Annotated in this window: 18 protein-coding genes and 1 riboswitch; of the genes, 5 read left to right on the forward strand and 13 right to left on the reverse strand. The window is 57.0% G+C overall.

All coding sequences use genetic code 11. The annotated features are described in order from the left end of the window. Window positions 1-4: 4 nt before the first annotated feature. From ACG74X_RS00915 to ACG74X_RS00930, 4 genes are all read right to left on the reverse strand, one after another. A complete protein-coding gene (locus ACG74X_RS00915; RefSeq protein ID WP_411232046.1) occupies window positions 5-811 on the reverse strand; it encodes an ABC transporter ATP-binding protein in 807 nt (268 codons plus the stop codon). A 5-nt stretch (window positions 812-816) separates the two neighbouring features. Next, window positions 817-1,605 carry an ABC transporter permease gene (locus ACG74X_RS00920; RefSeq protein WP_411232047.1) on the reverse strand — a complete coding sequence of 263 codons (789 nt, stop codon included), beginning with the start codon at window positions 1,603-1,605 and terminating at the stop codon, window positions 817-819. 96 nt (window positions 1,606-1,701) lie between these two features. Then, window positions 1,702-2,688, reverse strand: coding sequence for an ABC transporter substrate-binding protein (locus ACG74X_RS00925; protein ID WP_411232048.1), 987 nt, complete (start codon window positions 2,686-2,688; stop codon window positions 1,702-1,704). 73 nt (window positions 2,689-2,761) lie between these two features. Continuing rightward, entirely contained in the window at window positions 2,762-3,490 is a 729-nt protein-coding gene (locus ACG74X_RS00930) for a FadR/GntR family transcriptional regulator (RefSeq protein WP_411232050.1), read from the reverse strand. Between the two features lie 132 nt (window positions 3,491-3,622). On the opposite strand from ACG74X_RS00930, the gene ACG74X_RS00935 reads away from it, so the two are divergent. Beyond that, complete coding sequence (locus tag ACG74X_RS00935; protein WP_411232051.1) at window positions 3,623-4,306, forward strand: fumarylacetoacetate hydrolase family protein; 684 nt, start codon at window positions 3,623-3,625, stop codon at window positions 4,304-4,306. A 170-nt stretch (window positions 4,307-4,476) separates the two neighbouring features. Here the strand turns inward: ACG74X_RS00935 and ACG74X_RS00940 are convergent, their stop codons facing one another. From ACG74X_RS00940 to ACG74X_RS00970, 7 genes are read right to left on the reverse strand one after another with little or no spacing between them, the layout of a single operon-like run. Further along, window positions 4,477-4,752 carry a hypothetical protein gene (locus tag ACG74X_RS00940; protein ID WP_411232052.1) on the reverse strand — a complete coding sequence of 92 codons (276 nt, stop codon included), beginning with the start codon at window positions 4,750-4,752 and terminating at the stop codon, window positions 4,477-4,479. Further along, window positions 4,749-5,420: a hypothetical protein gene (locus ACG74X_RS00945; protein ID WP_411232054.1), complete on the reverse strand. Its 672-nt coding sequence runs from the start codon at window positions 5,418-5,420 to the stop codon at window positions 4,749-4,751. The genes ACG74X_RS00940 and ACG74X_RS00945 overlap by 4 nt, the downstream gene beginning before the upstream one ends. Then, a complete protein-coding gene (locus ACG74X_RS00950; protein ID WP_411232055.1) occupies window positions 5,417-5,842 on the reverse strand; it encodes a universal stress protein in 426 nt (141 codons plus the stop codon). Before ACG74X_RS00950 ends, ACG74X_RS00945 begins: the two co-directional genes overlap by 4 nt. A gap of 13 nt (window positions 5,843-5,855) precedes the next feature. Then, complete coding sequence (locus ACG74X_RS00955; RefSeq protein ID WP_411232056.1) at window positions 5,856-7,265, reverse strand: APC family permease; 1,410 nt, start codon at window positions 7,263-7,265, stop codon at window positions 5,856-5,858. Then, on the reverse strand, window positions 7,262-7,447 hold the full coding sequence (locus tag ACG74X_RS00960) for a hypothetical protein (RefSeq protein WP_411232057.1): 186 nt from the start codon (window positions 7,445-7,447) through the stop codon (window positions 7,262-7,264). The genes ACG74X_RS00955 and ACG74X_RS00960 overlap by 4 nt, the downstream gene beginning before the upstream one ends. A 21-nt stretch (window positions 7,448-7,468) precedes the next feature. After that, a complete protein-coding gene (locus ACG74X_RS00965) occupies window positions 7,469-7,846 on the reverse strand; it encodes a hypothetical protein (RefSeq protein ID WP_411232059.1) in 378 nt (125 codons plus the stop codon). Window positions 7,847-7,853: 7 nt separating this feature from the next. Further along, a complete protein-coding gene (locus ACG74X_RS00970) occupies window positions 7,854-8,147 on the reverse strand; it encodes a hypothetical protein (RefSeq protein WP_411232061.1) in 294 nt (97 codons plus the stop codon). Between the two features lie 247 nt (window positions 8,148-8,394). Continuing rightward, window positions 8,395-8,483: riboswitch (TPP riboswitch) on the forward strand. Window positions 8,484-8,528: 45 nt separating this feature from the next. Between ACG74X_RS00970 and thiM the strand changes: the two genes are divergently transcribed. The 4 genes from thiM (at window position 8,529) to tenA (ending at window position 11,562) form a co-directional block, all read left to right on the forward strand. After that, window positions 8,529-9,305 carry a hydroxyethylthiazole kinase gene (gene thiM / locus ACG74X_RS00975; RefSeq protein WP_411232063.1) on the forward strand — a complete coding sequence of 259 codons (777 nt, stop codon included), beginning with the start codon at window positions 8,529-8,531 and terminating at the stop codon, window positions 9,303-9,305. Further along, window positions 9,302-9,931, forward strand: coding sequence for a thiamine phosphate synthase (gene thiE / locus ACG74X_RS00980; RefSeq protein WP_411232065.1), 630 nt, complete (start codon window positions 9,302-9,304; stop codon window positions 9,929-9,931). Before thiM ends, thiE begins: the two co-directional genes overlap by 4 nt. A 1-nt stretch (window position 9,932) precedes the next feature. Then, window positions 9,933-10,751 (forward strand): bifunctional hydroxymethylpyrimidine kinase/phosphomethylpyrimidine kinase, encoded by an 819-nt coding sequence (gene thiD / locus ACG74X_RS00985; protein ID WP_411232067.1) that lies wholly within the window; start codon window positions 9,933-9,935, stop codon window positions 10,749-10,751. A 124-nt stretch (window positions 10,752-10,875) separates the two neighbouring features. Continuing rightward, on the forward strand, window positions 10,876-11,562 hold the full coding sequence (gene tenA, locus ACG74X_RS00990; RefSeq protein WP_411232069.1) for a thiaminase II: 687 nt from the start codon (window positions 10,876-10,878) through the stop codon (window positions 11,560-11,562). Between the two features lie 29 nt (window positions 11,563-11,591). On the opposite strand, the gene ACG74X_RS00995 is transcribed toward tenA, so the two are convergent. Together ACG74X_RS00995 and ACG74X_RS01000 are read right to left on the reverse strand one after the other, a co-directional pair. Further along, a complete protein-coding gene (locus ACG74X_RS00995) occupies window positions 11,592-12,716 on the reverse strand; it encodes a hypothetical protein (protein ID WP_411232071.1) in 1,125 nt (374 codons plus the stop codon). A gap of 408 nt (window positions 12,717-13,124) precedes the next feature. Further along, a complete protein-coding gene (locus tag ACG74X_RS01000; RefSeq protein WP_411232073.1) occupies window positions 13,125-13,853 on the reverse strand; it encodes a helix-turn-helix transcriptional regulator in 729 nt (242 codons plus the stop codon). Window positions 13,854-14,094: the final 241 nt, after the last annotated feature.

The raw sequence follows: 14,094 nt of genomic DNA on the forward strand, positions 1-14,094 counted from the left end.
GCGCCTACTCCACATAGGCCCGCAGGCCGCTCCAGATGTCGTCGATCAGGTCGAGGTATTCGGGATTGCGGCGGATCATGTCGGGATCGCCGGAACGGTCGATCTCGGGCGTGACGATCTTGTTCAGGCGTCCGGGGCGCGGTGACAAAAGCACGATACGGTCCGACAGATAAACCGCTTCCTCGATCGAGTGGGTGACGAGAATGAAGGTCTTCTTCTCGATCTCGCGCAGGCGGATCAGGTCTTCCTGAAACTTGCGCCGGGTCTGTTCATCGACCGCCGAAAACGGCTCGTCCATCAGCAGGACATCTGCATCCACCGCCAGCGCGCGGGCCAGACCGACGCGCTGGCGCATCCCGCCGGACAGCTCGTGCGGATACTTGTCCTCGAACCCGGCCAGCCCCACCTCGTTCACATAGTGACGCGCGCGCTCTTCACGTTCGGCCTTGCCGACGCCCTGCAATTCCAACCCAAAGGCCGCGTTGCGCAGCACCGTCGCCCAGGGCATCAGAGCGAAATCCTGAAAGACGAAGGCCCGTTCCGGCCCCGGTCCGGTCACGGGCACGCCGTTGACCGCCACATCGCCCTCGGTCGGCTTCAGCAACCCTGCGATGATCTTGAGCAACGTGGTCTTTCCACAGCCCGATGGGCCCAGAAGCGAGGTCATTTCGCCCCGATTGAAATCGAGGTGGATGTCCTTGAGCGCGGTGACGGTGCCGCCATAGATCTTGTGAACACCGCGCACTTCAATCACCGCCTCGGGGGTCGCGGCGACAGGGGTGCGTTCGGTTGAGTGGAGTGGAGTTGGCATGTTCATCACGCGCCTCGCTTTTCTGGGCGGAAGAGGGAAGTTTCCACACGGTGCAAGAGCGACACCGCGATCACCGCGAAGGCCACAATCGAAAAGATTGCCGCATACATATGCGCGAATTTGGCCACCGAGCGGTTGAAGGTGATCAGGTCGCCGATGCCGGTGGGGGTAATCAAAAGTTCGGCCAGCACGACGCCGGAAAAGCCTTCGGCAACGCCCAGCCGGATTCCGGCGAACATCATCGGGCTGGCGGCGGGCAGGATGATCTTGAACACCTGCTGGCGGCGGCTGCCCATGAAAGACTGGCTCATGTCCACCAGCGACGGCGGTACGTTGCGCACCGCCTTGTAGCTGTTGATGGCGATCACCGGCATCGCAAGCATACAGACAGCAAGCACCTTGGAGGTCAGGCCGATGCCATAGACGAAGGTGATGAGCGGAATGAGTGCCGCCATCGGAGCGGCCTGCATGGTGATAAAAACCGGCAGCGTGATCCATTCCACATCACGGCGCAGCCCCATCAGCACACCGGCGCTGACCCCGATACCAAGCGAGATCACCAGCCCGATCACCAGCGGTTCGAGCGTGCGGCCATAGGCAGAAATCATTGATCCGTCGGCCAGCATCTCCCACAGCGCAGCCATCGTCTCTAAGAAGGTGGGGAAGGCCCAGTTGAAATTGGTGCGCCCGGCGATTTCCCAGATTGCGAAAAACAACGCCAAGGACGCCAGCCGCCACATCAAAGGCGTGCCGCCGAGCATATCGAAGGCGCGGCTCGTCGGGCCGGGGATCACTCCGGGATCGGTTTGCGTGTTCGCCATTGGGGTCTGTCCTAGCGCTTGGGTCGAACATGGCCCGCGCCGATCACAGGCGCGGGCGGAACAGGCGCGTTACTGCGCCGCCTTGGCCGCGTCGAGCGCGGTGAAATCCCAGAAATCGGTCGGATCAATCGCTTCGGGGTCCATCTCTACCTGTCCGGCGGCCGACAGAAAGGCGATGTCGTCGCGCGCATCCTGTGGCTCTCCGCCATCAAGCGGGTAAATGCCGTTTTCGGTTGCTTCGGTGAAATAGGGCACCGCTTCGGCGGCCACGTCTTCGGGCAGATCGGGCAACAGGTTATATTGCGCCCGCAACTCGCCCACGATGGCGGGGTTATCCGCGATATCCTGCCAGGTGCGCAGCAGTTCCTCGACGAATATCTGGATGTCATCAGCCCGAGAGTCGAGCGTTTCGGCGCTGGCGTAAAGCGCCTCGTCGGTGGCGTTCACCCCATCAAGCGGCAGGCGCATGAACTTCTCGCCACCTCTTTCCTGCAACAGCCGGAAATTGGTCGCATCCACGATCGACGCATTGATCGTGCCCTGCAGCATCGCACCCGCGCGCACTTCGGAGCCGGGCACGTAGGACATGTTGGAATATTCGATGTCGTGCACCTGCTCCATAAGACGCATCAGCGCCTCTGTACCCGATCCACGCGAATGCACGGTGACTTCCTCTCCGTCCAGATCCTCCCATCCGGAATAGACCTCGGAATTTACGACCGGAAAGAACAGCAGTGTCGACATGCGGTAGAACATACGCAGCGGAGCCTGCGAATTGGCCATAAATGCGTAGGGCGCGCCGACGCCGATCTCGACTTCGCCGGACAGGGCGGCTTGCACGGCAACATCCTCGGAATTGAAGAAGGTCATCTCCATCGGGACGCCGCGTTCCTGTGTGCGCTCCATCGCAATCAGCAGGTTCAGGCTTTCGACGCTGGCAATATCGCCAAGACCCACGCGCAGCGGGTCCGATTGCGCCAACGCGCCGGTGACCATCATCGCCAGCGCGGCAGCACCGCCGGTGGCTTTCAGGATCAATCTTCTGGACAGTGACATGTCGCTCCTCCCTTATGCATGTCGAATAATGTGTCGCCGGGCCGGTGTTTGCGGCTCTTTTGGCGGGTGGTCTTTACTCCTCTTTGAACAAGCGGTCGGACACCGATTCCAGGTGACGTCGCATGGCAGCCTGAGCGCCGATGCGGTCGCGCGCTTCGATTGCGGCAACGATCGCTTCATGTTCTGCAAAGCTTGAATGATCGCTTGGCGGGCGCGGCGTGGAGCGCATGACCGCATCGAAAGCCACAGCACGTCGCACCTTGTTCAATTGGTCAAACAGACCGAGCAACAACAAATTGTCCGCAGCTTCGGCAATCGACCGATGAAAGCTATCATCCTGAAGCTCGTATTCCTCCCAGCTTTGCGCAGCTTGACTGCGCTCCTGCGCAAGCCGCATCCGGGTGATCGCCTCGACCGAAGAATTCAGCGCAGCCTCACTGGCAAGCGCCGGTTCGATACAGACCCGCGCCCGGACCATGCGTAATGGCGTCAGCTGCCGGGCCACATCGTTTGTCCAGTCAGAACTGCTGGAAAAACCACCTTGCCCGGTGCGGGACACAAAGGTGCCCTTGCCGACATGCCGCCAGATCGTTCCGTCCCGCTCCAGCGCATCCAAACCGCGCCGCAGTGCGCCCCGTGACATATCCAAATCGACAATCAACTTGCGTTCTGGCGGCAACCTATCGCCGGGGGCATAGGCACCCTCGTCAATATAGCTGCGCAGCCGTTCAACCGTGTCGCGCGCATCCGCAGGCCGTTCTGCCGGGACCGAATCCCAATATTGGTTATCCAATTTGCTCATTGGTCCAATGATTACGCCGAAAATTGGGTAAATCAATGAATTTTTTTGTATGCGTACAGATTGGTTTGAATTGATCTGTAATTGCTTTGCCGATAAAGACACGCCACAGACAAAAACCAAAGGGAGTGTTCCATGTCCGAATTCGTGATCCCCGTGCCACCCACCGTGACGGTTCCCGTCGCCAGCGGCGGCGTGTTTCCCGTGCGCCGGGTCTATTGCATCGGTCGCAATTACGCCGCCCACGCGGTTGAGATGGGGCACGACCCGGATCGGGAACCACCGTTCTTTTTTCAGAAGAACCCGGACGACCTGAACACCAGCGGCACATTCCCCTATCCGCACCAGAGCAAGGACGTACATCACGAGGCCGAAGTGGCTGTTTTTCTGAAATCGGGCGGCACGGACATCACCATCGAAGACGCGCTGGACCACGTCTATGGCTACGCACTTTCCCTTGATATGACCCGCCGCGATCTACAGGGCGTGGCGAAAAAAATGGGCCGCCCGTGGGAGATCGGCAAAGCTTTCCACGCCTCTGCCCCCGTCGGCCCGATCCATACTGTTGAGGAGGTCGGTCATCTGGATCACGGTCGCATCGCGCTCAATGTGAATGGAACGCTGAAACAAGAGGGCGATCTAAATCAGATGATCTGGAAAGTGCCGGAGATGATTGCGTATCTGTCAGAATATTATGAACTTGCTGCCGGTGACGTGATCCTGTCCGGAACCCCCTCCGGCGTAGGCCCCGTTCAGAAAGGCGATGAAATGGAAATCAGCGCCGAGGGCCTTGGCACGATGACAGTCAAGGTCACGTGAACGCTGCAATGGCCCCCGAAGTGCCCTAACCTAGACATTTCAGCGGTTTGTTCATCCGGTTCGGAGTGAGGCGGCATTCGCCTAACTTTCGCAAAAGGCCCGAAGGGATGAACAATCCGCCATATTGCCAGCCCCACGGATGCAGGGGCTGCAAAATACCGGCGTATGATCTACTCCGTTCGCCGCCAATGCTCCCAGCGGAAGCGAGACACGCGATACGCATCCATGAATGCAATGGCATGGATCATGAAGCCACCCGCATATCGGCCCACGAAACTATGATCCGGTGTGGTCAGATTATAGCTCACCCAAGCCAGCGTCAGACCCGCGAACGCCATCATCAAACCGCGCGACGCCTGCCCATTTAGCACCTGCCCCATGCCTGTCAGGACAGAGGCCACAACAAGCACCACATACGGGTGTACCGGTTTTCTTGCGTCACTCACGCCGCACCTTTCCTGATGTCATGTTCTATCGCGCATGCCAGATCCAACAAACGTTGAACATCCGACCGGACCAGTTGGTCCTGCTCGTATTGCGGCTGTCTGGTCAGCAGATAGTGGCCGCGCACACTTTCGGAGACGCGCCAGATCAAACGGATTCCCCGTGGCGTGACAAGAAGCTCTTTTCCGCGGTCATCCGAAACCAGATCCGCGACATGCGGTGCAAGCAGATCCAGAAATGGGTAAACACCGGTTGGGTCATCCGTACGGATGACAGCATGTTCGTGCCAGTCTGGCGGCGTTGCCACCGTTTCGCGAAAAGATCCGTGCGGCGAAAAGAACTCTGTATTCGCAGGTCGGATCATCATGTCAAAAACCGCAGGAATCGGCAGCTGACGCTCCAGGGTCACCGACAGCCAAAGGATGGGCAATTTGCGAAGCTGAACGGTGTCAGAAATGAGCTTCAGCTCGGCGGGACCACCGCCGAACTGCCCGACCAGATCCGGATAAGACCGCCCGGAATGTACCATTTCGGCCTGATCAAGAACGCCTTTGCAATTGTCGAAAACGGACAAGCGGCGCGCCTTTGCCTGCCGCTTGTCCCGGTTGTGCAGCCAAAACAGCGCACCGGCACCGCCGCCCGCGGCGAGAACCAGGGCTGCCTCGTTCATACCACTGTCACCGGTGGGTGCTTGCGGGCAAGCACTTCATCCACCACTGACCCGGTCAAAAGTCGTCCGAACGCCGTGTGTCCGGTCGACCCCATCACGATATGGTCATACCCATGCTCTTGGGCATAGCCGACGATGGCTTCGGCAATGTCGCGCCCACTGACGGTGACACAGGTCGCCGCCACATCGTGTTTGCGCGCCACTTCTCGGGCGTCATGTAGTTCCTTGGCGATCTGGCGCTCTCCGGCTTCGAATAACCGACTGTCCCAGAACGTCGTTTTCGATGCGGATTGCTGCGAGACGGTGGAAACCGTCATGAATTGCAGCTCTGCGCCGAACTTTGCGGCCATTCCGACCGCAAAATCTACCGCTCGGATCGCTGCCTTCGAGCCATCAATGGCACAGAGGATCTTGTCCATCATGGTGTCTTACTCCTCAATAACCGACCGGCTTGGGCCAGTTCATTGTAAACTGATCCGCACGGCGGACGAATTTGTAACGGTGCATCACGAACCACAGCGACACGCCGATGTAGAACGTCATCATTGCCAGCAGCTGAATACCAAAGCCCAGATACGTGGCAAAGAATGTGGTGATACACAACGCCATCAACACGATCGCCGGCAAGGGGTGGAACGGATGCACATACCCGCGCCGGATGGTGCCAAGCGGCCATTTCTTGCGGAACAGGATCATGTTGATCGGCATGAACGTGTAACCCAGCAAACCTGACAAGATCGAGAAGGTGATGACCTGATCCAAAAGCCCGGTGAATGCGAACGAGACCGCAATCGGGATCAGAAACAGGATCGACCGGTAAGGTGTACGATAGACCGGATGAACCGCACCAAACCATTGTGGCATATAGCGGTCGCGTCCCATCGAGAACCACGCCCGTGACGCATCATTGATACACCCGTTGGCCGAAGCAGTCGCGGCGAACAGTGTTCCCACAAAGAGGAATATCTGCAGCAACAGCGATCCAGTCATGCGGCTTGCATCATAAAGCGGCACTGTCGCCTGCCCGAGATATTGCCACGGCAACAATCCCGAAGAGATGTACCAGGTCAGGGTCGCGGCGATAAGCAGCGTCATAATGCCAGTCATCGTGCCCAGCGGCAAAGAGCGGCTTGGCGAACGGACTTCTTCGGCAGCCTGACAGGTGCCCTCAATGCCAAGATAGTACCAAATCCCAAACTGAAACGCCGCGATAACGCCAATCCAGCCGTAGGGCAGCTCTGTTAACAAACCCTGGTGCTGAAGGATCGCACCCGGCTTCCAGGGCTGTACGCCGATGAACAGGATCAGGATCGAGACAAAGGCCGCAGCAGTGATCACGAAGTTCAGGCTCAGGGTCATGAACACGCCGCGATAGTTCAGCAGCGCAAGAAGCGAGATTATCAAAAGCACGAACGGACGCGGATCAAGCCCTTCATAGCCGGTTTGTTCGGCCAGAATGACCAAAAGGTCTCCGACCACAATCGCGTTTGCGGCTTCCAGCATGGTGTAGGCCATCACAAGGTACAGCCCGACATTGAAGGCCATCAGCGGACCCATGATATGTTTGGCCTGCGCGTATTGGCCACCAGCAGCGGCCACTGTCGATGTCACTTCCGAGTCGATCATCGCCACACAGGTGTACAAAAGGCCGATCACCCAGCACGCAATCAGCGCACCAAAGGCACCCCCTTTACCCACGGAAAAGTTCCAGCCCATGAATTCGCCGACCAGAACGATACCGACCCCAAGAGCCCAGATATGGACCGGGCCAAGGACCCGAAGCAGGCCGACGCGTTCTTCGCCTGCGCTTGCGCTTGCGGCTGCGTTTGTTGCTTCAACGCTCATAGTTTGGTCCCTTCCTGTGCTTCAGGCACCTCGCCATGCTCAAGCAATTCATCAACACCCTCTTTCGAGGACAACAGAGTGTCTTCATCAAATTCGCGGTTCACCCGCGCTGCGTCCATCACCAGCCACAACAAGACACCGGCAGAGGCGGCCCAGGCCGCATATTCAATTAATACCCACATTTTCTATGTCTCCCGTCGCACTCAGCTGTCGAATTTTTCACGAATGACCTGGCGATATTCCTTCTCGGATACCTTCACCATGAAGATGAAATATCCGAAAATCACGATGCCGGTCACAATCAGCATGAAAGGATCAATGCTGTAATCGAACTTGGTCGAGATCAGTTCTGCGGCGGTTTCCGGCGTGTAGCCTAGCTTTTCCCACTGCGTCTGCATCACTTCATTCTGTTCGAGCGTTTCCCACGTCACCTCGTCTGGCACGTTGGTTGTCACGCCGGCACCGGTCAGGCCAAGGATCAGCGGAATGAAAAGGGCGACATAAACCAAAGCGAGAAGAAAGAGAGAATCAAAGATCTGCCCGGCACTGCTCTGGATTGGCGGTTCATATTTCTTGCTCATTGTCCGGTCACTTCCCTTTCATCTCGCGCATCTCATCAAGATGGCGAATGTCCAATCCGTAGATAAAATCTTTCTCGTTGGAGTATTGCCGGACCATCGCGACAATGGCGGCCGTGTTGAACAGCAACACAAGTCCGCCCGCAATAAGCAAAACAGTGCTAATTCCGTTGTCGCCCATATGCGGTCTGATGCTGCCGTACACGAAGATGATTATACACCAGAGTCCCACGACAAAGGCGCTGGCAAACACCACGTCACCTTTGAACATCCGGTCAATTCTGGCTCTCATACTGTCAGTCAATTTCTGTCCCTCCCAAGAATGAGCGGGCTTGAAAACGGCCCGCGTGAATTGAATTTTATGACGCGACGTTACATCGGTTTTCCTCAAGGTCAAAACTTTTTCCTCTTAGGGGCCTTGCAAGAAACACTGAAACGCCCGCGCTTTCGGGCGTTTCACCCGGCAAAATGCGACGTCGGACCTCTGTTTCGGATTTCGTGTCGCGCCCCCTTCGCACCGGTTTGACGCAACAGCGCAGTTGGGTTATTCATTCAGTTACCAGGGGCGCTGCAAAGCTGAGACGTACCCTTTGAACCTGAACCAGATAATGCTGGCGGAGGGAGGTCACAGTCACTGAATACCAGCGGACGCGTGCTTTTTTTCGCCTGACGAGAAAGAGACACCATGAGCCTGTCTGACCTACTGACCCCGTTGCGCGCCCAAAGCCCTTTGGTGCATTGCATCACAAATTATGTGGCGATGAACATATCGGCCAATGTCGTTCTGGCGGCGGGTGCATCACCTGCCATGCTTCACGCGGCCGAAGAGATTTCAGATTTCACACCCATCTGTAATGCGCTGATGATCAATCTTGGCACACTGTCTGCCCCTTGGGTCAGCAGCATGACCTCGGCAGCCGAAACAGCAAACGCACACAGCATCCCATGGGTGCTTGATCCGGTTGCGCATTTCGTCAGTGGCTATCGCAAAAGCGTTGCGCAGGATTTGCTGGCCTCGCGTCCAAGCATAATCCGGGGAAATGCCTCGGAAATTCTTGCACTTGCTGGTCAGGCCGGAGCCGGCAAGGGCGCGGACAGCGGCGACAGCGTCATGGCAGCCGAAGGTGCCGCGCATACCCTGGCCAAGACATTTGACAGCGTTGTTGCGGTTACCGGGCCGGTGGATTTGGTCACCGATGGCACACGGTCGGCGCATGTCACCGGCGGCTCTGACATCATGCCTTTGGTCACGGCGCTTGGATGTTCGCAATCCGCACTGATGGGAGCCTATGCAGCGGTTGGTTCGCCGTTCGATGCCGCGTTGGGCGCATTGGCGCATTTCAAGGTGGCAGGCAGCGCTGCAGCGGCCAAGGCGCAGGGCCCCGGCAGCTTTCAGATGCACTTCATCGACGCGTTAGCGGCAACACAGCCCGACGATTTGAACGCGGTGGTGAACGAATGACGTCCCTGCGCCGCAATCTCCGCCTCTATTTGGTAACCGATCCGCAGCTTTGCGGCTCTGTCGGCGTTGTTGAAACCGTCCGGCAGGCCGTTGCCGGTGGCGTGAGCATGGTGCAACTGCGCGACAAGACCGCCACGACAGCCGAGCGCGTGTCGCTGGCGCGTGCGCTTGGCGAGGTTCTATCCGGCAGTGGCGTGCCTTTGGTGATCAACGATGATGTCGAGGCTGCAATCCTTGCCGATATGGATGGTGCCCATATTGGCCAGGACGACATGACACCCGCACAGGCGCGGGCGCGGTTGGGGCCGGACAAGATATTGGGCCTGTCCTGCGAAACCGAACAGTCCGTCACGGCCGCGGACCCGTCCATTGTGGATTATCTTGGCCTTGGGCCGGTTTTTGGAACAGAAACCAAAACAGATCACAAAGCGCCAATCGGCTTTGACGGGCTGGCGCATCTGGTCGCTCTGTCATCAATGCCAAACGTCGCGATTGGCGGCTTGAAGGCACCTCATCAATCCAGGGTGCAACACAGCGGAGCAGATGGGCTGGCCGTTGTTTCGGCGATTTGCGGCCAACCCGACATCACCGCCGCCGCCCGCGCCTTTTCCACAAATGAGAGCTGATATGATACCGAATGTTCTAAGCATAGCCGGATCGGACCCGTCAGGCGGTGCCGGGATTCAGGCAGACCTGAAGGCGATCTCGGCCAATGGTGCGTTTGCCATGACTGCCCTGACTGCGTTGACCGCGCAAAACACTCAAGGCGTCAGCGACATCCATTTGGTGCCCCCATCCTTCGTTCAGTCACAGATCAAGGCGATCTTCGACGATATCCGCGTGGATGCGATAAAAATCGGCATGATCGCCAATGCCGAGATCGCCGCAGCAGTCGCGGATATCTTGCAGGACTGCTCGGCACCGATTGTGTTGGACCCTGTGATGATTGCCAAAGGTGGTGCGGCCTTGCTGCAGCCGGATGCCGTCTCCGTCGTTCGGGATCGGCTTTTGCCACTTGCCAAAGTGTTAACTCCCAACTTGCCGGAAGCGGCGCATCTGTTGGGAACACACACCGCGGTGTCGCGCAGCGAAATGACCGCACAGGGCCGTGCTTTGCTCGAATTCGGACCTGCCGCCGTTTTGATGAAAGGCGGACATCTGGACGGCGCGGATTGCCCCGATTGTTTGGTAACGCAAACCGATACGGCGTGGTTTGACACGCATAGAACCAACACCCCCAATACGCACGGAACCGGGTGCACCTTGTCGGCCGCAATGGCGGCACAGCTGGCACACGGGCTTGATCTGTTTGCAGCCACACAAGCCGCAAAAGCCTATGTTTCAGACGCTATTGCCCGGTCTGACGACCTGACAGTGGGATCAGGCCACGGTCCAACTCACCACTTTTTTGCATCTTACCCAGACGTCAAAGACCCGCACCCATGACGGGCCACCAGGTATCCCTCAGATCGCGCCTTGGCGTCGTAGCGAACGTCACCGCGCGGTCAAAGCCCTACACGCTCTCCATCCACCCACTGACGACCAAACACCCAACCAAAAGGACAATCCGATGAACACGCACAAGTACGGCAATAGTTTTCAGCTATGGCGCGACGGATGCTCGGAAGAATGGCACGCCTACACTCATCACTCCTTTGTTCAGGGGCTAAGTGATGGCACCCTGCCCCGCGCGGCCTTTCTTCATTACCTTGTGCAGGATTACGTCTTTCTGATCCACTTTGCCCGCGCCTGGTCGCTGGGTGTGGTCAAGGCCGAAACCATGGACGAAATGAAAGTCTGCTCGGCCACTGTTGACACCTTGGTCAATCACGAAATGGCGCTCCACATCAAAACCTGCGCGGCAGCGGGCATCGACGAAACCGCCTTGTTCAATGCGACCGAAGAGTTTGAAAACCTGGCCTACACCCGATACGTCATGGACGCTGGCGTCCAGGGGGACTTTCTTGATCTCATGGCAGCGCTTGCGCCCTGTTGCTTCGGCTATGGCGAGATCGGTCTAAGATTGGCCAAAGACGCCTCTGACCAGACGCCCTACCGCGACTGGATCAACACCTATGACGGGGCCGAATACCAGGATGCGATGACCCGGATCGGTCAGATGATTGATCGCGCCATTGCCCGGCGACTCGGCTCCGAGCCGCAGACGGCCGCCCGTTGGCCACACTTGCAAAAGCGGTTCACCACCGCCACCCGCCTGGAGGCCGCGTTTTGGGGCATGGGCCTAACCGGTGCATGACAGGCGGGTCCGCCGAAAGCCGACATGACCTAGTCGAATACGCCGGTCCATAAATCAAACGTGTCGGGTGCTTTGCCGCCCGACAGATAATCATTACCGGGGCCGCCCATCAACACGTCATTTCCTGCCCCCCCAAAAACCGTGTCTCGTCCAGCCATACCATCCAAATGATCGTGGCCGTCATTGCCGAAAAGGACGTCATGCCCTTCGCCGCCGATAATCGTGTCGTTTCCTCCCAAACCAAAAATGATATCGTCGCCGCCAAGCGCGTAAATGAGGTCGTCGCCGGACGTTCCGAAAATAAGATCATCCCCATCGCTTCCAGTGAGTGTTGCGCCATATTCGGAACCGATAAAGATGGCGTGGGTTTGAGGAATGCCCGTCGGCGGAAATACATCACCTGGCAGTTGGCCTTCGATGGGTGCGTAGTCCGGCCTTTGCGGGCTATGCGCGGCGGTTGGGGTGCCAAACGTTGCTGTGAGCGCGTCAAGAAGCGCAAGCCAAGTGCCGGACACGGCTTCGGGCAAGGTGTTGCCCCATTCGATCGACAAAAGTTGGGTATTCGTTCCGGACAGATTTCGGGCAACCTCGACAAGAAAATGCGGATTTCGCAGAAAATTGTTTTCCATCACGAGGAAATCAGTGTTGGCTAAAAAAGCTTCGACTTGGGGGCTGTCTTGCGCATAGCCGGCGTCCCAGCGTAAATATCCTCCGCCGTTCAGTGCGATCGACGTATCTTCATTGGCACCCGCTAGCGACTCGAGATGCGCTGCAACCGCGTTCACCAGGTTCATCATATCGGCGGCAGTGGCAGTCATGCCATCCGCCGCGTAATAGCGACCGACATCATCAAGAAAAAAATCGCGATATCCCGCATTAAAAATCGTTTCAACTTGGTCCAGGACGACATCCCACCAAGAACCTTCTGTGGCAATGACAGGTTCACCCAGATTGGGTAAAGGCCCGGACCCGTCGCTGAAATCCGCAATGCGGCCATATACCGTGTCTTCAATCGAATCCCCTTCCGGAGGACCGGTTGCAACACCAAGCGCGTTTTCGAGCCACGCCGGCACATCCGCGTTCGGATTCAACGGCATCACGTCTTGATTGAGTTCTGGCTCAAAGGACGTAAAGGCTGAACCGGTCTGGTCCAAAGTCCAGCTTTCCTGCCAATAGGTCCTGTAATGGTCGGTAATGCCAAGGTTGATATACCCGAAAACCTGGCGTGTTCCGTCGCCGTCTGTATCCTCGTTCCGGATGTCAAGCATCTGGTCAGGTGTTAAAAACGTCACGCCCTCTGTGCCAGCGGCGCGTGACGTCAAACCTGTTTCCAGGAATATAAGGTCCGTTTCAGAGGCGAGAAGTTGGTCGAAAACCGGACCGTACGCGCGTCCGCCATCTGTTTGATCGGCCCCGGTGAGTAAGAAAAGGAAGTCATCTGCAACCGGTGCCATATCTCTTTTCGTTTTCAAAAGGTAAACCCAAGGTTTTTCGGCGCGCTTAACCTCGCCTTTGCCTATACAACGTAGATTCTATGAAGATGAGGTGTACAACGAAAGATATTACACAAGATCCCGCGCCAATAATGCCGCCTGGGTTCGATTCCTGACATTCAGCTTGATCATGACCTGGCGGATATGGCTTTTCACTGTCGCCTCGGAAATACCCAAATTTGCCGCAATCGCTTTGTTTGATTTCCCATGCGCAAGGTCAAACAGCACGTCATTCTGACGACGGGTGAAAGCAGGTCTGCTAGTTAGGGCTTTGCTCACCTCTTTGGTGATCGCCTCATTCCGTTCGTGATCACACATTCGAGCCGCGTTGTCTTTTAGAAGCGACACGTCCTGCGTACCGTCGGTTTCCGTAGGAGCGTGCGGGATGTAACAACCGCCGGCAGCAATAAAATCGAGCGCTGCAAAAACCACTGACGTTTCCTCAGATGTCGTTAAAACACCTGCCAGCTGCATGTCGAGCGCGTAGGAAACGCATTCTGCAGTGTGGGTTTCAACCAGCGCAACCACGCGGCCTGTGCTGTTTTGCAATACAGCTTCGAGCTTGGCGCGGCCTTCGACACTGCTGATGAGAACGCTGCCGAAAACCACCAGAGTGAGGGCACCTCCGTCGGGGATGGACGTCCCTTCCGGTATTTCCACATCCTTCTTGCCCACAACAGCAGTTTTGGAACCATAAAGCTTGAAAAGTGCCGAATAGGCGGCGCGACGTAACGGGCAATCATTTATTACCATGATCCCATATTCATAATATGATTTGTGTCTTCCTTCCTCCGACATATAAAAAAATCCTGTTGTTTATATGCTCATCAACGGCACCAATTACCGGCCAGAATGATTTAGGGCACAAACCTGCTACGAATCGTCAGCGATTACTTCGTAAACGGGAGTCATGCGTATTATATTCGCAAAGTCGGATTATCTAAAGTGCTAAAAAGCTATCGCCTGGCGCCATAAGCCGAATATAATTCAGCTACACAACCTGAACGAGAATATTTCGATTGCAAAACTACCATTTAAG

Origin of the sequence: Marivita sp. S0852 (assembly GCF_046591575.1) — a bacterium.
GTDB lineage: Bacteria > Pseudomonadota > Alphaproteobacteria > Rhodobacterales > Rhodobacteraceae > Marivita.